Raw genomic sequence first — 19,239 nt, forward strand, 5'->3', positions numbered from 1 at the left:
GGAAATATAATGTCTGCCAAAATTCTCCTCCCTCTGCTGTTCTGCGCCCAGTTTGGTTTGGCGCACGCTGCCCCTAAAGAAGCTGATTGCGCCAATCAGGCCAAGGCGAAGCAGGTGATGGCGGATTTGAGCAAAAAGCAGGCTGAAGATCAGCAAGCGGAAATGCAGCGCAATGAGGCCTTGCACAAACTGATGGAGAAAAATCCCGCCCTGGCCAAACTGGGCAAAGAGCAGCGCGCCAAGTTTTTGCTCGGTTTGATGAGCAAACCCGAGGTGAAAGCCATCGATGCGGAGCGCCAGAAAGTGATGGAAAGCATGGCGCAGTCGGTGGCGGAATTGTCCAAGGACAAAAAGCCGGACAGCGCCACAGAGTGCAAAATCATGTTGAAAATGGCGCAGATCAGCGATAAAACCCGTCCTTTGAATTTGCGCCAGCACGCTTTGCTGGAAAAAGAAATCAATCAAGCCAAATAATCCGCACCCCCCGGGATTGCGCCCGCGCCGTGCTCTGCGCCAGGAGATTGCTATGACAAGCGCCTTATTGATCATCGATGTGCAACAGGCATTGTGCTATGGCGAATGGGCGGCCTGGCAAGCGCAAGCGCTCATCGGGCGCGTCAATTTGCTGGCGCAACAGGCGCGCGCCGCGCGCCGGCCTGTGATTTGGGTGCAGCATGAAGAAGACGAGGGGCCGCTTGTATTTGACGCCCCCGGCTGGCGGCTGGCGCAAGGCTTGCAGACTGCGCCGGACGATCTGTATGTGCGCAAGCGCGCTTCAGACGCCTTTCATCAAACCGCCTTGCATGAGATCCTGCAGGCGCGCGGGGTGACTAATCTGGTGATCTGCGGCATGCAAAGCGAATATTGCATTGACTCCAGCTGCCGCCGCGCGCTGGCCTTGGGCTATGCCGTGCAACTCGCGGCAGACGCCCATTCCACCCTCGACAATCCGCATTTGCCGGCAGCGCAAATCATCGCCCATCACAACCACACCTTGAGCAACTTGGGCAGTTATGGCGTGCGTCTGCAGGCGCTGGCGGCGCAGCAGATTGTGTTTGCCTGATGTCAGCGGGATACTTGCAGCCTTGCATGCTTTGTCGCAAAAAAACATGTGTCCAAATCCCCTCACTGCCTTAGCTGTCCGGCTTCTTATATGATGGCGCAATAGCCTGATCCAGTTCATATTCTTTTGACAGCGCGCAATCAAGCATGGGACACAACAGTTTCAACATTGCATGGTGGAATACCGGCTTGGCGCCGGGCGCCAGGTCGAAATCTGCGCAAAACACATTGCTGCTTGCCTTGGGCCTCATTTATGAATTGCTGCATGAGCAAGCGCTTGACCTTTTGGTCTTGTGTGAAATCTCAGAAACAGAATTGCGCGCGCTGGCTGACTTGCTGGAGGCCAGTCCATGGCGCTTGCAGTCAGGTTTGCAGAGCGTTGGCCGGGCAAGGTTTGACACCTGTTTTGTGTATCGAGAGGAAAGGTTGGCGATTGCCGGATTGTTGGCTTTGACCCACCCATGCGGAGAGCGGATCCGCCGGCCCGGGCAACATTTGCGGCTGTTATTAGATCAGCGTGATCAGTTTCATTGCTTTGTCTCACATTGGCCAAGCCGCGTGTATGCTGATAAAGACGAGCGGAATCGCTTGGGGATGGAGTTGCGTGATGAGGTCAATCGTGTGCTGCGTGGCGACCCTGAGGCAAACATCATCATGATGGGCGATTACAACGACGAAGTCTTTGACGTTTCAATCACAGAGTATTTGCAGGCAAGCAGAGACAGGGAGTTGGTGCTGAGAAAACGTCATCTATTGTATAACCCGTTTTGGCGCAAACTTGGCGCCAGTCTGGATGGCGACTACTTCAGCGGCACAATTTTCGATTGGCGCGGTGAATTTACGAGATGGCGCAGCTTTGATCAAATCATGCTTTCCGCCGCGCTGCTGGATGGCGCTCAATGGCGCCTGGATGAGAGCAGTGCTAATATCTATTCAAGCGCCACGCTGTCAGCGTGCCTGCGCAAACATGAATTTGATCATCTGCCGGTGATACTGAATATGCAAAAGGTGATGTAAATGGTCGATGTGGATTTCTTAAGTGCAGTCAAGGCTGGCCTCGACTCGGCGCAAATGGCGCAACAAAACCAGGATGAGATTTTGCAAGTGTTCAACGAGGTGAATCGGCAGTTGAGCGCTGGATTTGACGGGCGCTTGCAGATCAAAAGTATCGCCAAAATTGAGCAGATGGGATTGGCCGGGGCCGCTGCCAAGGCAATCTTGAAAGCGACAGGGAACGCAAACGTGGAAAAAATCCAAGTCCCGCAATGCCTGGTCGCATACAACCCCAACACACCGGAGCGCGCGTTTGTGCTTGCTGAATGGGATTGGGGGGAGCATGGCTATCCCTGCTCGATTCAAGCGGATCAGGTGCGCACCCGCTGTGACAATGCAGAAGAACTGGCGCAAGCCTTGCAAACCTTGCTGCAATCCACTTCCGCAGGTAAGAAAATTCACCAACTGCTATTTGAGCCGCAAGCGGCCTGACAGCATGGCAGATAAACAGCGTGATCAAGCGCATAATCCTGCCGCCACTGTTGTCCACGCGCAATAGCTGGTTTATGATCCTTCAGCACACGTGCAATCTTTCCCGCGCCCACAGGTCGGAAGACCGCACGGGAAGCTTGCCAGAGATGTCAACTGACCAGGATAAGCAGATCAGATGAGTGTAACGCCGCCACATTCAGCAGCGCATGCATCCACGCCGGCGGCCCCCGGGTTTGATGCATTCGCACATGTATTGCAAATGCTGGCCGCGCCTCTGGCTTTGCTGGACGGGGGCGGGCGTTTTATCCATGCCAATGCGGCGCTGCAAGCGCTGCTGGAATTGCCGCCCGAGGCAAATCAGGGCCTTGCGCTGACGGATATGATGGACCCCGCCTGGCGTCAGAATTTATTGCAACAAATCAAATATTTGCAAAAAAGCGGGCAGGCCACGACCTGGGAGCTGAGTTTGCGCCGCGCCGGCGATGAACCGCTCAAGTTGCAGGTGTATGCGATCTGGCTGCCGCAACTTGCGCTGGCCGCACTGGCCTTCTTCGACATCACGCAATATCACCACGACGAAATGACGCTGCGCAAAACCCTGCTGGAACAGCAGGCGATTTTGGAAAATGCGGCGGTCGGGATTTTGTTCAGCCGGGATGGCGTGATTGTCGAATGCAATATCCGCGCCGCCGAAATGTTCGGCTTTGCAAGGCGCGATCTGGTCGGCCAGGTCAGCCGCGTGATTTTCCCATCAGAACAAAGCCATGCCGAATTATCGGTGCACGCGCAACCGCCTTTGAGCCAGGGGCTGGCGTTCCAGACCGAATGGAAATTGAAGCGGCGCGATGGCGGGCTGTTCTGGTGTCGCCTGTATGCGCGCGCCATCGATCCCTGGCATACCGAGCACGGCACAATCTGGATTGCCGAAGACATCAATGCGCATAAACAAGATGAAGCGCGCCTGCGCAACACCTTGCTGGAAATGCAAGCCATCATGGCGAACGCCCCGCTGGCGATCGGCTTTCATCGCGATAACCGCATCTTGCGCTACAACCAGCGCTATGCCGCCATGTTCGGTTTTTATGGCGACGAGGGGGCCGGCCAGGTGTCGGAAATTCTCTACCCCTCAATGGAGGCCTTCACCCAAACCGCCTTGCAAGCGCTGCCCTTATTGCGCCAGGGCCTGCCGTTTCAAGCCCAGATGGAAATGCGGCGCCAGGATGGCAGCCTGTTTTGGGCCCAGGCCATGGCCTATGTGGTGCACGCCGATGCTCCGGAGCAGGGGACGGTCTGGATCTTTGACGACATCACCTCGCAGCGCGAGGCGCAAGAAGCGCGCAAACATTTGCTGCTGGAGCAGCAGGCGATTTTGGATAATGCCCCGGTTGGCATCATGTTTACCCGCGCGCATCAAATCCAGCGCTGCAATCCGCGTCTGGAGCAAATGCTGGGACAGGAGAATGGCGACCTGATCGGCATGTCGGCGGCGCAAATTTTTGTCGGCGATGGTTACGCCAACGCGCGCCGCGCCGGCCAGGCGCTGCTGGCTTGCGGCCAAGCCTATGAAAACAATGAAGTCGAAATGCGGCGCGCCGACGGCAGCCACTTTTGGGCCAGCATCCGTTGCAAAGCAGTGGATGCGCAGCGCAGCGAAGAGGGCACCATCTGGATTTTGCAAGACATCAGCGAAAAGCGCGCCGAAGAACAGCAATTGCGCCGCACCTTGATGGAGCTGGACGCCATCATGAGCAATGCCTCGGTTGGCATTGTGTTTACCAAAAACCGCGTGATCACCCGTTTTAACCACCGTTTCCATGAAATGTATGGTTATGACGAGCGCCATCTTGGCATGCCGGGGCGCAATATGTATCCCAGCGAAGAGGCTTACCAGAAAGTCGGCATGCAAGCCGCGCCCCTGCTTTCCGCCGGCAAACCTTATCAGGCTGAGCTGGAAATGCTGCGCGTCGATGGCACGCCGATCTGGACCCAGTTAATCGGCTATGTGATCAACCCCCAGGACCCGGGACAGGGCACAGTCTGGATTCTGGAAGACCGCACCGAGGCGCGCCGCAATGAACAGTTTTTGCGCAACGCCTTGCTGGAAAACCGCGTGATTTTGGAAACCGCAGCCATCGGCATCGCCGTGATTGAATATGGCCGCACCCTGCATTGCAACCGCCGCATGGAAGAATTATTCGGCTATGACACCGGCGAATTGATCGGCGTCTCGACCTTGCATTTTTACGCCAGCCGCGCGGAATGGGATGCGGCGCGCGATGGCGCGCGGGTGGATTTTGCGCAAGGGCGCGAACATTGTTGTGAGCGCTTAATGGTCAGGCGCGATGGGCGCAGCTTCTGGGCGCGCTTATCCGGGCGCGCATTTGATCCCAGCCAGCCGCGCGGGCGCAGCGTCTGGCTGGTGGACGATATCACCGAGCGGCGCGCCGCTTCGCAGGCGGTAGAGCGCTCGCGCGATGAACTCGAATTGCGGGTCGCCGAACGCACCGCCGAGCTGGCCGGCGCAAACGCCAAATTGCAGGCCGAAATCATCGAGCGGCGCCAGATTGAGCAGCAAATGCAGCACATGGCGTATCACGACAGCCTGACCGGCCTGCCCAACCGCGCCTTGCTGGCCGACCGTCTGCAGCGCGCCATGCTGGCCTGCCAGCGCAATCAACTGCGCTTAGCCGTGATGTTCATCGACCTGGACCGCTTTAAAAATATCAATGACACACTGGGACACTTCATTGGCGATCAATTGCTCAAAGAAGTGGCGCAACGCCTGTTGCTGGCGGTGCGCGCCTCCGACACCGTGGCGCGTTTAGGCGGCGATGAGTTTGTAGTCTTGCTGCCGGAATTGCAGCAGGCGCAGGAAGCCGGCCTGGTGGCGCAAAAAATTATCGACAGCCTGGCCAGCCACTTCTTGATCGAAGAATGCGAATTGCATATCAGCCCCTCCATCGGCATCTGTCTGTACCCGGACGACGGCGATGATGTGGATACGCTGATGCGGCATGCCGATGCCGCGATGTACCACGCGAAAGACAGCGGGCGCAATAACTACCAATTCTTTGCGCAGCAAATGATTCAGGCTGCCGCCTTGCAATTTGACTTGGAGAGCCGTTTGCGCGGCGCCCTGGCGCGTGAGGAATTTGTGCTGCACTTCCAACCCATCATCGATATGGCGTCGCAAGAGGTGCGCGTGCTGGAAGTCTTATTGCGCTGGCAGCGCAGCGATGGCGTGCTGGTCAACCCTGACCACTTCATTCCGATCATGGAGGAAACCGGTTTGATTGTGCCAGCCGGCGCCTGGGTGATGCGGCGCGCCTGTTTGCAAATGCAGGAATGGATCGCGGCCGGCCATCCAGCCCTGCCGCTGGCAGTGAACCTGTCACCGCGCCAATTCATGCAGCGCGGCCTGATCGAATCGATCGGCGCGATTTTGCAGGAAACCGGCCTTGATCCGGCCTTGCTCGAATTTGAAATCACCGAAACCGCGCTGATGCAGCACGGCGCGCATACGCTGGACATCCTGGATCAAATCAACCGCATGGGAATCCGTCTCTCGATTGATGACTTCGGCACCGGCTATTCCAGTCTGGCGTATTTAAAACGCTTCCCGGTGAATAAACTCAAGATCGACCGCGCCTTTGTCAAAGATCTGGAACTCAGCAGCGATGACCGCGCGATTGTGTCCGCGATTATCGCGCTGGCCAAGAGCTTGCAATTAGCTGTGGTGGCGGAAGGGGTGGAGCAGGCCCAGCAATATGATTTGCTGCGTCAGGCCGGCTGTGATTATGCGCAAGGCTATTTGTTTGCGCGGCCATTGCCGGCCGCTGCGCTGTTGCAATGGCTGGCCGATTACAAATCCAGACTGGCCAGTACCGGGGTGTGATCCGAAGGTTGCTCCCATTTGCGCGGCAACTTGTCGATCTCACAAGCGCTGCACACCGCGCGCAAGGCGTCTGACAGCAAAATATGGTCAATCCGCAAACCCTTGTTCAGGCGGAAACCCATTTGCCGGTAATCCCACCAGGAATACAGCTTGGGCGCTTGCTCAAACAGGCGGAATGCATCATGCAAACCCAGTCCCAGCAAGCCCTGAAACGCGGCGCGCTCCGGCGCCGAGACCAGCACCTGTCCCTCCCATGCAGCCGGATCATGCACATCGGCGTCCGCCGGCGCAATATTGTAGTCGCCCAGCAACGCCAGCTTGGGATAGCGCTGCATTTCTTCTTGCAGCCAGCGCGTCAGGGCATCCAGCCACGCCAGCTTGTAAGGATATTTATCAGAATCCAGCGCCTGCCCATTCGGCACATACACAGAAATAATCCGCACGTCGCCAATCGTGGCGGCAATCAGGCGCTGCTGTTCATCCGGGAACAGGGGATTGTTCTTGACCACATCGCGCATTTCGCTGCGCGCAATAATCGCCACCCCGTTATATGTTTTTTGCCCGGAAAACACCACTTGCCAGCCGGCCTGATTCAATTCAGCCAGAGGAAATTTATCGTCGGTCAGCTTGGTTTCCTGCAGGCACAGCGCGTCAACCGGATTGTTTTCCAGCCATTGCAAGACTTGCGGCAGGCGCACTTTGAGAGAATTGACGTTCCAGGTGGCGATTTTCATGATGGTTTGGCAGAAAAAAAGCCGTGGGCGGTGAAGCCCACGGCTTGGGACAGACGAATTACTTGGCGGTGCGTTGACGCAGGAATTGCGTCAACAGGCCAACCGGACGCCCGGTTGCGCCCTTGGGCGAAGAACGCCAGGCAGTGCCGGCGATATCCAGATGGGCCCAGGTGTATTTGCGCGTGAAACGTTCCAGGAAGCAGGCCGCAATAATCGAACCTGCGCCCGGCGTGCCCATATTCGGGATGTCGGCGAAATTCGATTTCAGCTGGTCCTGATAGATGTCAAACACCGGCATACGCCAAGCCACGTCGCCGCTTTGACGGCCAGCCGCTAAAATCTCATCGGCCAGCGCATCATGCGCCTCATCGTGACGGGTAAACAGGCCGCTGGTGTGGTGACCCAAGGCCACCACGCAGGCGCCGGTCAGGGTGGCGATATCGATCACCGCCGCCGGGTTGAAGCGCTCGGCATACGTCAGCGCATCGCACAGAATCAAACGGCCTTCCGCGTCAGTGTTCAAGACTTCCACGGTTTGTCCCGACATCGAAGTGAAAATATCGCCCGGCTTGGTGGCGCGGCCCGAAGGCATGTTTTCACAGGCGGCGACAATCCCCACCACATTCAGCTTCAAGCCCATTTCAACGATAGTGCGCATGGTTCCAAACACCGAAGCGGCGCCGCCCATGTCGTACTTCATTTCATCCATATTCGCCGCCGGCTTGATCGAAATGCCGCCGGTGTCAAAAGTGATGCCCTTGCCCACCAGCACCACCGGCGCTTCCTTGGCCTTGCCGCCGTTGTACTTCATGACGATAAAGCGCGGCGGCTCGTCGCTGCCATTCGCCACAGACAGGAAGCTGCCCATTTTCAGCGCTTCAATCTGTTTGCGCTCCAGCACTTCGACATCAAATTTGAAATCTTTGGCCAGCTTTTTGGCGGTATTGCCCAGATAAGTCGGGGTCACCACATTGCCCGGCAGATCGGCCAGCTCGCGCGCCAGATTGACGCCGTTGCCGGTCGCGATGGCGGCTGCCAGATGCTGCTTGGCCAGCGTGGCTTCCTTGGCGGAAGCCACGCCCAGCGCCAGTTTTTTGAGGGGATAAGCGTCTTCCCGTTTGCTCTTGAGGAAGTCCGGCTTATATTCGGCATTAAAAGCCGCCAGGGTGGCGGACTCGATGCGCCAGCCCAGATCGCGTTTTTTCACATCCACCAGGGTCAAGGCGTTGATTGCATCAGCCGCGCCCAGGTTGGCCAGCGCTTTGTAAGCGCTTTCGTTGGCATTGAGGAAGTCGCGTTCGGCCACTTCCTCATCAGCCCCCAGACCGACCAGCAACACACGCTCTGCCGCCACACCATCCAATTTGCGCAGCAGCAGGGTGCTGCCGGCTTTGCCACTGATATCGCCGGCTTTCAAGGCGGCGGCGATATGTCCGCCGGCGTCAAGCGCGGCGGTGAAGGCGGGAAGTTTGCGGTTTTCAAACACGCCGCAGATGATGCAGGCGGTCTTGGCGGATGCTGCTTTGGGGTCCAGAGTTTTTATGCTAAAGTCCATAGGGTTCTCCTGTCTATCTTCGCCATTATAAAGTCAATGATCTTTCAGCGCGCATTGCAACGCGAATTAATCAGCACCGCGTCAGCAGTTTTCACGGCGATCTTCACCATCATCATTACCTTCATGCTGATCAAGATCCTGGGACAGGCGGCGGGCGGTAAAGTCGCCACCACCGATGTGATTGCGCTGATCGGCTTTGCCGCGCTCAATCATTTACCCATCTTATTTATCCTGACCGGCTTTATTTCCGTGCTGATGGTCGTCACGCGCAGCTATCAAGACTCGGAAATGGTGGTTTGGTTCGCCTCCGGTTTGAGTTTATTGCGCTGGGTCGGCCCGGTTTTGCGCCTGGCCCTGCCGCTGGCCCTGCTGACCGCCGTGCTCAGTCTGTGGGTGACACCCTGGGCCAACCGGCAAAGCGAAGTGTTTCGCGAACGTTTTGAAAAACGGGAAGACATTGCGCGCGTGGCGCCGGGCAAATTTCAAGAATCCTCAGCCGCCGAGCGCATCTTTTTTGTTGAAGGCTTATCCGGCGATGTGACGCGGGTGCAGAACGTGTTTGTCGCCAATACCGGCAAAGAAGGCGGCGTGATTGTGGCGCGCGAGGGACTGATCGAAACCAGCCCGCAAGGCGATAAATTCCTGGTCATGGAAAAAGGCCGGCGTTATGAGGGACTGGCCAGCGGCGGCATGCAATTGATGGAATTTGAACGCTATAAAGTGCGCATCGCCAGCCAGGGCGCGCAAATCGACTATGAAAAATCCTCGAAAGCCACCAACACCCTGGATTTGCTGCGCCTGCCCGGCGTGCACGCCATGGGTGAATTATTGTGGCGCATCTCACTGCCGCTGATGGTCTTGCTCTTGATGTTGATCGCGATCCCCTTAGGCTTTGTCAACCCGCGCGCCGGCCGCTCGGCGAATCTGATTATTGCGCTGCTCTTGTATATCACCTACAGCAATCTGGTCAGCGTGGCGCAGGCGAATGTGATCCAGGGGCGCGCCGCGTTTGCGCTGGCCTGGTGGCCGGTGCATCTTGGCTTTGTCTTCTTGATTTTGCTCATGTTCGCCTGGCGTTTGAATGTCAACAGCGTCTGGCATCCGCTCTCAGTCTGGGCGCGCACGCGTTGCCTGTTGCGGAGGCGCGCATGAAAGTCTTGCAACGCTATGTCGGACGCGAGGTGATGCAATCCGTCGCCTTTGTGCTGATCGCATTTTTAGCCCTGTTCGCATTTATTGATTTAAGCGGTGAATCGCAATCCATCGGCAAGGGCGCTTACCGTTTTCAGCACGCCTTTCTGTATGTGCTGTCCGGTTTGCCGGCCTATGTCTATGACGCAATGCCGATTGCCGCCTTGATCGGCACGGTGTATGCGCTGGCGCAATTGGCGGCGCGCTCGGAATTCACCATCATGCGCGCCTCCGCCATGTCCACCTGGCAGGCCGCGCGCATGTTGATGCGCATTGGCGTGCTGTTTGCCTTGATCACATTTGCCTTTGGCGAATTCATCGCCCCCGCCAGCACGCTGTGGGGCCAGCGCATGCGCCAGAGCCTGCTTGACGCCAGCAGCAAACTCGAATTCAGAAGCGGCATTTGGACCAAGGACATCATCAAAGACAAAGACGGCAAGGCGCAGGGCACGCGATTTTTAAATGTGCGCGAAAGCCGCCCGGATGGCCAGCTGCTGGGCCTCAAACTGTATGAATTTGACCATGAATTCCGCCTGATGGCGCAAATCAGCGCCGACAGCGCCCGCTATCAGGGACAGCACACCTGGCGCCTGCAAAACGTGACAGAAACCCGATTTGAGGCCGCCGCCCGCAGCGGGCAATGGGCGCAAATGCAGCCGCAAGCGCAGCAAATGCAGCTGGTTTCGGTGAAACAGGAAGCGCAGCGCGATTTGCACACTGAACTCACGCCGCAACTCTTGACCGTCCTGCGCGCCACCGACCCGGATCGCATGTCGGCCTGGGATTTGGCGCTGTACTCCAACCACCTGGAAGAAAACCGCCAGGACAATCAGCGTTATTCGATCGCATTTTGGAAAAAGCTGACCTATCCGCTGGCGGTGTTTGTGATGATGGCCTTAGCCCTGCCGTTTGCTTATCTGCAGGTGCGCAGCGGCGGCGTGAGTTTTAAAATTTTCATCGGCATCATGATGGGCATCAGCTTCCAGCTGTTGAACAGCCTGTTTTCCACGCTGGGCCTGCTGCACGCCTGGCCGGCGGTATTGACTGCGCTGGCCCCTTCCGCCGTCTTTCTCATGCTGGCCGCCGCCGCCCTGCGCTGGGTGCAGCGACATTGAAAGTTTCTATGGAAAAGCCTGACGCCCTGATTTTATTCGCCCACGGCGCGCGCGATGCGCGCTGGCGCATTCCCTTCGACAAACTGGCTGGACTGGTGGGCGCACAGCGCCCTGACTTACCCTTGCGCCTGGCGTTTCTGGAATTCATGCAACCCGATTTGCGCGGCGCAGTGCAAGAGCTGGCGCAAGCCGGCTGCCAGCGGATCTGTTTAACCCCGGTGTTTTTGGCGCAAGGCGGACATTTACTGCGCGACTTGCCGCCCATGTTGCGCGAGCTGGAACAGGAATTCGGCGTCGAGATCGCGACCCGCGCGGCGATAGGCGAAGACGACGATGTGTTGCGCGCGATTGCGGGGTATTGCGCAAGGGTGTGAGGCGGCTGGTGGCACAGATTGTGGGAACGGCTTTAGCCGCGAATACGCCCGCAAGCATCGCAGCCGCCGGTTTTCGCGACTGAAGTTCGCTCCCACAAAAACTCAGCGCAGTTGCGCAGCAGCAATTGTCAGCGTAAGCGTGCGGCACCGGACTTGCGAACGGATTTCTTGTGCAAACTTCGTATGGCGGGCAGCAAGCTTTGCTGCGCCAACGGCGGTTTTGCGGGCGGTGGACATTTGCGTCTTCTGTTGTTTTGATCCCCAAAGCGCCAGATAAAATCATTCCCATGCTTGCAACGCCAGCCTATCCAATGTCAGACTGTGTGCATTCGTGACTATTTGTAGGCAATGATGCAAGCAAGCGATGAAACCGTTGTCGCAACTCCGCGCAAGCAATGGGTGCTGCGTTCCAGCGATGCGTCAATCGAGGCTGGACAGTTTTCTGTGCTGGCCCTGGTTGAAATGGTGCTGGCGGTGGCGCTGTATTGGTTTATCGCCTGGCGCACCGGCTGGCCTTGGCTGATGTTCATCGGCTTGTTTGCCGCGCCCATGTTATTGATGCGCTCGCCGCAGTCGCTTGAATTGGGGCTGCGTTGGGCTGATGCTTACCTTAATCGTGAAGATGAGGATGTCACAAGAAAAGAAATAGTTTTTATCTTTGCCCTGGCTTGTGTTGCGAGTGCGCTGCTCAGTTTTTTCATCGCAAAATATTGGCTGATTGGCGCTAGCGATTGGGAATTATTCTGGAAAAGTGGGCTGATTGGATGGCTTGCGTTTGCGGTTGTGGGTACGTTTGTGGTTGCGGTTGCGGGTGCGGTTGCGGTTGCTGCTGCGGTTGCTAGTGCTGGTGTGGTTGCTGGTGTGGTTGCTGGTGCTGGTGTGGTTGCTGGTGCTGGTGCTGTTGCTGGTGCTGTTGCAGGTGCGGTTGTTGGTGCGGTTGCGGGTGTGCTTGCGGGCACTTTTTCTGAGAATAATGCTATACGCAAGATGCTATTGCTATTATTTTATTTTTCATTAACACTGCTATTTTTTATTGGTTTCTTGCTCCGAATTACAGCTATTCGCTTTTTCTCCTGCTTGCGCCATCCATTGCATGGAGTAAGTTCCTTGCCCGAAAATTGGCGCGCCATATTGTTGAAAATCGATTTCTGGCATCCGCCTGAATTGATGCCGAAAATCGCACTCGTGCGTGAGAAGTATTCTTTTCCAGTTTTTTTGGATAGGATTCGTGATGAAAAGGATTCTTCTTTGAAGATATTGTTAGTAGCCGTTCTCCCCATCCTTTATCTCCCCGCAATCGCCTACCGCTTGAGCTTAAAATCCACAGCATGGTTTTGGTGGCCTCTTGCCCTGGCCTTGCAACCGCCGCTCTATGGTTTGCAAGAAGAAGAAATCCAAGACCGCCTCAAACTGCTCAGCGCCTGGCAAAAATTTTTATTACTAGCGGCATGCGCCGCGTTGGCCTGGGCCTGGCTGCCCTTGATCCCCGCTTTGCAGCAATTAAACGATGAATTACCCAAAATCCTGCAAGTCTTGATTGGGCAGTTACCGGTTCTGCCAGCATTCAGCCTGCGGTTTTTGTTTTTGAATCTGGCATGCTTGATTTTGTTGTTGCAAGCAATACGCGTATTTAATATCAATGCGATCAATGATTCCAAAATTGATATGCAAAATCCAAGAGACTTACGCATGATGCGTCAGATCGATGCACTACGTTTGCCATTGGTCGCCTGCATTTTATTTTTCGGCCAAGCCTGGCTATTGGTGCTGGCAAATGAACGCTTCCCGGCATTTTTCCATGGCTGGTTGCCGAAAGGCGTGTTTGAAGTTTTGTAAATCTGGATCAGATTACAGTGTGCGCTATTGCGGTGACCATTCAGCCGAAATCAGGCCAAAAAACATAGGCTGGATTGAAAGCAGCGATAACCCAGCGTCCGACAGCGGTGGATCAACGAACGCGAGGGGCAAGCAATATGTGTCTCAGTCCTTCAAATACCTTGAAACAAGTTGGCGAGAATAGATACGTTGAGGGTTGAATAGCCACCTATTCACTAACAAGTCGGTTTATATGCCAAGCGGGTTGCAGCTTCATTGTGCGGAGCTTGTCGAACCATGGTTTTGGTTTTGCCGTTCGTGGTGAGCCTGTCGAACCACGGTTTTCCATGATCAACCATGCCCTTCGACAGGCTCAGGGCGAACGGAATCTGCTTCGTCCATCCTTATGATGGCTGAACAGTCACAATTCAGCATGAAAAAAACACTTCGGGGGCAAGCCGCCGACGGATTGCCCCCAGAAAATCTACGTTCAAGCGCTTGGCGCGCCAGCCTTAGCGCGTCACCCGCGTCTTCTGCCCATGGCTGACCAAACGCACTTTATCCCCCACTTTGAAGGTTTCATCCGCATCTTGAATCACGGCGCGCAATTCGCCGTTTTCCAGGCGCACCGTGATTTCATAGCCTTTTTTCAATTGGCCGCTGTTTTCCACTTGCTGGCCAATGATGCCGCCCAATACTGCGCCGGCCACGCCGGCAGCGGTGGCGCCGTTGCCGCCGCCGATATTTGAGCCTGCGGCGATGCCGCCTAAGATTGCGCCGGTGCTGGCGCCGACGCCGGTGCGGCCTTGTTCGATCTGCACTTCGCGCAGCGCTTCAACGGTGGCGAAACGCACTGTCATTTCGATCTGGGTTTCACGCGCTTTATACACATTGGCGGAATTGTTTTGGATCGCGCAGCCGGTGAAGCCAAACGCAGCGGCCAGGGCGAGCGGCAGCACGCGGGTGAAGAAAGTATGAGACATGGGAAAACTCCGGGATTGAAAACGCTGCCTACTTTAGCAGCACACATGAAGCAGCCGCGCCAGCCCCGGAGTCGCCACATAAAGTAGCAGATTTTTACCAGGACAGGCCCAAACGGCGATACAGGAAGCTTAACACGAATAAAGGCCCGATCAGCAAGAAGCGCAAATCATCCAGGAATGACGGTTTCTTGCCTTCGATTTTATGGCCGATGAATTGCCCGATCCAGGCCAGCACAAACACCACGCCGCAGGTTTTCAGCACATAGGCCGATGGAATCTGCCACAAAATCGCCAGCATCGCGCCCGACATCAACAACATGCCGGCGGCAAACGGCAGCGACAGGCTGCAATAGTAGAGCAGGGCAGCGATGGCCACCGCCAGCGCCACACCGGGGTGCAAGCTCCAAAACAAGCCCAGCGCGGTAAACACAATCACCGGCACGCACACAATATGTATCCATTCGTTGATGTGATTGCGGTGGCTTTCACGGTATTTTTCCAGCAAAGCGTCGATTGCGCGCAGGCTGCCAACTTGAGTATTCATCTGCCCCTCCTGTGATGATGGTGCAGACATTTTAGGCTGCTGGCGGGGCCTCTGGCTTGAACGTAATTGTCATCTTTTGCAGATGCGAAGGGGCAATCCCGATGGTGGCGTGAAAACTGCGGCTCATATGCGCCGCATCGGCGAAGCCGGCATGGTGCGCCGCTGCGGTGATGCTGGCGCCGCCGGCGATGGCTTGCGCCGCCGCTTCCAGCCTTTGCCATAAAACATAGCGCGATAGCGGCAAGCCCATTTGCGCGCTGAACCAGTGATGAAAGCGGCTCTCTGACATATGAATCGCCCCGGCCAGACGGGCGCCCAGGCCTTGCGCCGCTTGTCTGCTTTGCAAATCGGCTGCAATCAGGGTGCGCACCGCCTCCAGTCTTTGCGCATGCAGACGGGCGCGCATGCCGGGGGCGGGGGCCGGCTGCAAAACCAGATCCAGCCAGGCGCGTGCGAGTGCGCCGGCCTGACTCAGATCAGCATGTGGCGTCAATAAATCCAGCAAAGCCAGGCGCAGCGCGGCAAACCCCGGCGCCTGCGCATAAGCCGGTTGCGCGCCGTGCTGGCCGGACTGCAAACGCATGCCCGGCGGCAGCACCGCAAACACATGCAACAGACTTTGTCCCTGATTCCAGAGTTGATGCGCCTGATTGGGTGCAATGCAGGCGGCAGAGCAGGGCAGGCTGGGGCCATCGCCGCATTGCAGCGCGAAGGGCTGCGCAGCCAGACTGAGTTGCAGGGCGAAATGCGCATGCATGCGCGAATCGACACTGCTGCCGATCACCAGCGCCATGCCGGGCCACAGCAAAAGGCGGGCCGGCGCGGCGCGCTTCATAGCATGCCGTGTTGCTGGAAAAAGCGCTGCATGCGTTGCACCGCTTCGCGCATGCGCGGCAGCGCGGTGGCGTAGGACAGGCGCAGATAATCGCTGGCGGTGGCCGGGCCGAAATCCTTGCCGGGCGTGAGCACCACGCCAGTCTCTTCCAGCAGCGCATTGCACAGCGCATCCGCATCCGGCCAGCGCGCACCCAGAAAACGGCGGCAATCAGCGTACACATAAAAAGCGCCGTCCGGTTCTTGCGGAATCACAAAACCCAACTCACGCATGGCCCCCAGAATATAGCTGCGGCGCTGCGCGAATTCTTCTTTGCGCGCGCGGTAAATCGCTTGCGCTTCGGGCGTAAAACAGGCCAGCGCGGCATATTGCGCGATGGCGGACGGGCAGATAAACAGGTTTTGCGCCAGCCGTTCAACCGCTTCTAATAAATCTTCCGGCACAACCATCCAGCCCAGACGCCAGCCGGTCATATGAAAATACTTGGAAAAGCTGTTGATCACCGTCACCTGATCCGACAGCGCCAGCGCGCTGTGCGGCGCGCCGGTGTAGCGCAAGCCCTGATAAATTTCATCGATGATGGCAAAGCCGCCGCGCGCCTGGCACAGCGCCAGAATCTGCGCCAGTTCGTCTTGTGCAATCGACGTGCCGGTCGGGTTGGATGGGGTGGCCAGCAAGACGCCGGCGCTGTCGTCTGCCCAAGCTTGTTCGATTTGCGCCGCGCGCGGTTGAAATCCCTGTTCCGGGCCGCAGGGCAGCAGCTGGGCGCGGCCATTGAAGGCGGCCACGAAATGCCGGTTACAGGGGTAGCAAGGGTCGGGCATGATGACTTGCGCACCCGGCTCGACCAGCGCGGCGCAGGCCAGCAGCAGGGCGCCGGAAGCGCCGGCGGTCAGCACAATCCGCTGCGCCGGCACATCCAGACCAAAGTTGTCGGCATAGTGTTGCGAGAGCGCTTGACGCAAAGCCGGCAAGCCGAGCGCATTGGTGTATTGCAGCCGCCCTTGCGCCATGGCTTCGGCGGCGGCGGCCACCACTGGCGGCGGCGCGCCGAAATCCGGCTCGCCTATGCTCATCGAAATCATATCGCGGCCAGCGGCTTGCATCGCCTGCGCGCGCTTCAAGATTTCCATCACATGAAACGGCGCGATATGCGCAAGACGCGAAGCCGGCATGATTTATTCCTCTTCGCTGTCAGCGGCTTGCGGGCCAGCGACTTCCACCGCGCGCAGACGCGGGGCCAGTTTGTCCAGCACGCCATTGACATATTTATGGCCATCCGAGCCGCCAAACGATTTGGTCAGCTCCACCGCTTCATTGATCACCACGCGATACGGCACTTCCGGGTGCTCGCGCAATTCATACACCGCAATCAAGAGCACGGCATGCTCAACCGGCGAGATATCTTGCAAAGGGCGATCCAGGCAGGGCGCAATCACTTCGCGCAAGCTTTCGACCTGTTTGATCGTGCCCATCACCAGCGCGGTGAAGTGCTCGCCATCGGCTTTCTCAAAGCCGTGCGCATTGCGGATATTCGCCACTACCGCGCGCGCGTCGCTGGCGTTGAGCAGCCATTGATAAATCCCTTGCAGCGCAAATTCACGCGCGCGGTGGCGCGGGGTGCGGTGTTTGTTCGGGTTCGCATGTATGCTTTTATCAGTCATATTTCCATCCATCTAAAACAATTCCGGCGCCATCAGCGGCGCCAATAGGAAAAAGCGCCTTTGCCATTTTGCATCGGCGCTTCCCTGAAACAGCGGCCAGCCAGCCGCCGCGCATTTTTACCTTATTCTTCCTGTTCGATCTCGTCCACCAGCGTTTCCAGCGCCATGCACAGATTCGCCATCTCGACTGCCACGCGGGCGGCGTCGGTGCCTTTTTCCGCCATGCGCGCTTCGGCCTGCTCATCGTTTTCAGTGGTCAGCACGGCGTTGGCGATCGGAATGCCGTAGTCCAGGCCGATGCGGCTGATGCCGGCCCCGGATTCATTGGAAACCAGTTCAAAATGGTAGGTTTCGCCGCGAATCACCGCACCCAATGCAATCAGGGCGTCAAATTGCAGGGTTTCCGCCATTTTTTTCAACGCCAGCGGGATTTCCAGCGCGCCCGGCACGGTGACGTGCAAAATATCCTCATCGGCCACGCCCAGATGTTTTAATTCCGCCAGACAGGCCGACAGCAGGCCGTGGCACACATCCTGGTTAAAGCGCGCCTGCACGATGCCGATACGCAAGTCTTCGCCACTCAGATTGGCTTCGTAGTTTTCAACGCTCATAGTTTGCCTTTGTTGTGGAATACAGTTGATCGGGGCGAAGCATTATTCGTCATGCGGCGCAGCTTGATAACCCGCCACTTCCAGTCCATAGCCGGTCATCGAAGGCATTTTACGCGGATTGGCCAGCAGCACCATGCGCCCCACGCCCAGCTCTTTCAAAATTTGCGCGCCGATGCCATAGGTGCGCAAATCGCGGCTGGCGTCGCGTGCGCGCGCTTTCGGCGCTTCCGCGTTCAAGGCTGCAAAGCCGGAAAAGATTTGTTCCGCGCTGCCGTCGCAATTCAGCAGCACGGCCACGCCGCGCTCGGCTTGTTGCAAGGTTTTGAGGGAGGCGTCCATGGTCCAGGAATGGGTGGTGGCGCCGGTTTCGAGTAAATCCAGCACGGTCAGCGGCTGGTGCACGCGCACCAGGGTTTCCAGCTCGGGCTTGAGTTCGCCTTTGACCAGGGCCAGATGGGCGCCGCCGGAAGGTTTGTCGCGGAACGCCAGCATGCGGAAAGGGCCGTGCGCGGTGTGCACTTCGCGCTCGCCCACGCATTCGATCATGCTTTCGGTTTCACTGCGGTAGCGGATCAAATCGGCAATCGCGCCGATTTTCAGATTGTGTTGTGCGGCGATTTGCAGCAATTCCGGCAGCCGCGCCATGCTGCCATCGTCATTCATGATTTCACAAATCACCGAGGCCGGGCTTAAGCCGGCCATCTGCGCCAGATCGCAGCCGGCTTCAGTGTGGCCGGCGCGCATCAGCACGCCGCCATTCACCGCCCGCAGTGGGAAGATGTGGCCGGGCTGCACCAAGTCCGCCGGGCTGCTGTTTTTACCCACCGCCACGCGCACAGTGTGCGCGCGGTCTGCGGCGGAAATGCCGGTGGTCACGCCTTCGGCGGCTTCAATCGAGACGGTGAAATTGGTGCCGAAAGAGGTGCCGTTTTTCTTGGTCATCATCGGCAATTGCAAAAAGTCGCAGCGCTCTTCACTCAAGGTCAGACACACCAGCCCGCGCCCGTATTTGGTCATGAAGTTAATCGCTTCCGGCGTGACGAACTCCGCCGCCATCACAAAATCACCTTCATTTTCACGATCTTCATCATCAACCAGGATCACCATACGGCCAGCGCGCAGCTCGGCGACGATTTCTTCAGTAGTGGACAGGGGCATGATTGTCTTTCTTTCAAGAAGGCCGCCCGGCAAGCCGGACGGGGAGCGATTGCAGGCGGTATTGTAGCCGATTCGACCCCGCCCCGGGGCGGGGCGGCTTGTCGGCAAGTGGAGAGTTTTCTCAGTTAGTGAATTTCACTTTGTTGGTTTTAAAAAACAGAAAAAAGCTCTTTGGTAAAAAAAAATTGTATCATTAACTGAAATGGTGATGTTAGTCA

General features: G+C 57.2%; 19 protein-coding genes. 9 read left to right on the top strand and 10 right to left on the bottom strand.

Annotated features, from left to right (window positions below; genetic code table 11):
- The first annotated feature begins 9 nt into the window (after positions 1-9).
- The 5 genes from V8J88_RS05875 (at position 10) to V8J88_RS05895 (ending at position 6,442) form a co-directional block, all read left to right on the top strand.
- Complete coding sequence (locus tag V8J88_RS05875) at positions 10-474, top strand: hypothetical protein (RefSeq protein WP_338848392.1); 465 nt, start codon at positions 10-12, stop codon at positions 472-474.
- A gap of 52 nt (positions 475-526) precedes the next feature.
- The gene (locus V8J88_RS05880; RefSeq protein ID WP_338848393.1) at positions 527-1,063 is read left to right on the top strand and encodes a cysteine hydrolase family protein; all 537 of its coding nucleotides are present in this window, start codon (positions 527-529) and stop codon (positions 1,061-1,063) included.
- 146 nt (positions 1,064-1,209) lie between these two features.
- Positions 1,210-2,079: a hypothetical protein gene (locus tag V8J88_RS05885; RefSeq protein ID WP_338848394.1), complete on the top strand. Its 870-nt coding sequence runs from the start codon at positions 1,210-1,212 to the stop codon at positions 2,077-2,079.
- Entirely contained in the window at positions 2,080-2,547 is a 468-nt protein-coding gene (locus V8J88_RS05890; protein ID WP_338848395.1) for a hypothetical protein, read from the top strand.
- 175 nt (positions 2,548-2,722) lie between these two features.
- Entirely contained in the window at positions 2,723-6,442 is a 3,720-nt protein-coding gene (locus V8J88_RS05895) for an EAL domain-containing protein (RefSeq protein WP_338848396.1), read from the top strand.
- Here V8J88_RS05895 and xth read toward each other — a convergent pair.
- Entirely contained in the window at positions 6,409-7,176 is a 768-nt protein-coding gene (gene xth, locus V8J88_RS05900) for an exodeoxyribonuclease III (RefSeq protein WP_338848397.1), read from the bottom strand. The two genes, V8J88_RS05895 and xth, sit on opposite strands and share 34 nt — an antisense overlap.
- 58 nt (positions 7,177-7,234) lie before the next feature.
- Complete coding sequence (locus V8J88_RS05905) at positions 7,235-8,731, bottom strand: leucyl aminopeptidase (RefSeq protein WP_338848398.1); 1,497 nt, start codon at positions 8,729-8,731, stop codon at positions 7,235-7,237.
- 36 nt (positions 8,732-8,767) lie between these two features.
- Between V8J88_RS05905 and lptF the strand changes: the two genes are divergently transcribed.
- Genes lptF through V8J88_RS05920 form a run of 3 tightly spaced genes read left to right on the top strand, consistent with a single transcriptional unit; the run spans position 8,768 to position 11,411 of the window.
- Positions 8,768-9,883, top strand: coding sequence for an LPS export ABC transporter permease LptF (gene lptF, locus V8J88_RS05910; protein WP_338848399.1), 1,116 nt, complete (start codon positions 8,768-8,770; stop codon positions 9,881-9,883).
- Positions 9,880-11,037 (top strand): LPS export ABC transporter permease LptG, encoded by a 1,158-nt coding sequence (lptG, locus tag V8J88_RS05915; protein WP_338848400.1) that lies wholly within the window; start codon positions 9,880-9,882, stop codon positions 11,035-11,037. Before lptF ends, lptG begins: the two co-directional genes overlap by 4 nt.
- An 8-nt stretch (positions 11,038-11,045) precedes the next feature.
- Positions 11,046-11,411, top strand: a complete 366-nt coding sequence (locus V8J88_RS05920) for a CbiX/SirB N-terminal domain-containing protein (protein WP_338848402.1) — start codon at positions 11,046-11,048, stop codon at positions 11,409-11,411.
- Positions 11,412-11,513: 102 nt separating this feature from the next.
- Here V8J88_RS05920 and V8J88_RS05925 read toward each other — a convergent pair whose 3' ends face one another.
- Positions 11,514-11,648 (bottom strand): hypothetical protein, encoded by a 135-nt coding sequence (locus tag V8J88_RS05925; RefSeq protein ID WP_338848403.1) that lies wholly within the window; start codon positions 11,646-11,648, stop codon positions 11,514-11,516.
- A 111-nt stretch (positions 11,649-11,759) separates the two neighbouring features.
- Here V8J88_RS05925 and V8J88_RS05930 point away from each other — a divergent pair, with 111 nt between their 5' ends.
- Positions 11,760-13,247, top strand: a complete 1,488-nt coding sequence (locus V8J88_RS05930) for a hypothetical protein (protein ID WP_338848404.1) — start codon at positions 11,760-11,762, stop codon at positions 13,245-13,247.
- Between the two features lie 491 nt (positions 13,248-13,738).
- On the opposite strand, the gene V8J88_RS05935 is transcribed toward V8J88_RS05930, so the two are convergent.
- From V8J88_RS05935 to ribBA, 7 genes are all read right to left on the bottom strand, one after another.
- Entirely contained in the window at positions 13,739-14,209 is a 471-nt protein-coding gene (locus tag V8J88_RS05935) for a hypothetical protein (RefSeq protein ID WP_338848406.1), read from the bottom strand.
- A 94-nt stretch (positions 14,210-14,303) separates the two neighbouring features.
- Positions 14,304-14,753, bottom strand: coding sequence for an Mpo1-like protein (locus tag V8J88_RS05940; RefSeq protein WP_338848407.1), 450 nt, complete (start codon positions 14,751-14,753; stop codon positions 14,304-14,306).
- Between the two features lie 31 nt (positions 14,754-14,784).
- Positions 14,785-15,588 (bottom strand): helix-turn-helix domain-containing protein, encoded by an 804-nt coding sequence (locus tag V8J88_RS05945; protein ID WP_338848409.1) that lies wholly within the window; start codon positions 15,586-15,588, stop codon positions 14,785-14,787.
- Complete coding sequence (locus V8J88_RS05950; RefSeq protein ID WP_338848410.1) at positions 15,585-16,763, bottom strand: pyridoxal phosphate-dependent aminotransferase; 1,179 nt, start codon at positions 16,761-16,763, stop codon at positions 15,585-15,587. Before V8J88_RS05950 ends, V8J88_RS05945 begins: the two co-directional genes overlap by 4 nt.
- Positions 16,764-16,766: 3 nt before the next feature.
- A complete protein-coding gene (gene nusB / locus V8J88_RS05955; RefSeq protein WP_338848411.1) occupies positions 16,767-17,252 on the bottom strand; it encodes a transcription antitermination factor NusB in 486 nt (161 codons plus the stop codon).
- A 122-nt stretch (positions 17,253-17,374) separates the two neighbouring features.
- Positions 17,375-17,863 carry a 6,7-dimethyl-8-ribityllumazine synthase gene (ribH, locus tag V8J88_RS05960; protein ID WP_338848412.1) on the bottom strand — a complete coding sequence of 163 codons (489 nt, stop codon included), beginning with the start codon at positions 17,861-17,863 and terminating at the stop codon, positions 17,375-17,377.
- A 42-nt stretch (positions 17,864-17,905) separates the two neighbouring features.
- Complete coding sequence (gene ribBA / locus V8J88_RS05965; protein ID WP_338848414.1) at positions 17,906-19,021, bottom strand: bifunctional 3,4-dihydroxy-2-butanone-4-phosphate synthase/GTP cyclohydrolase II; 1,116 nt, start codon at positions 19,019-19,021, stop codon at positions 17,906-17,908.
- Between the last annotated feature and the right edge of the window lie 218 nt (positions 19,022-19,239).

It is taken from the genome of Massilia sp. W12 (genome assembly GCF_037300705.1).
In the GTDB taxonomy this organism is placed as follows: Bacteria; Pseudomonadota; Gammaproteobacteria; order Burkholderiales; family Burkholderiaceae_D; genus JACPVY01.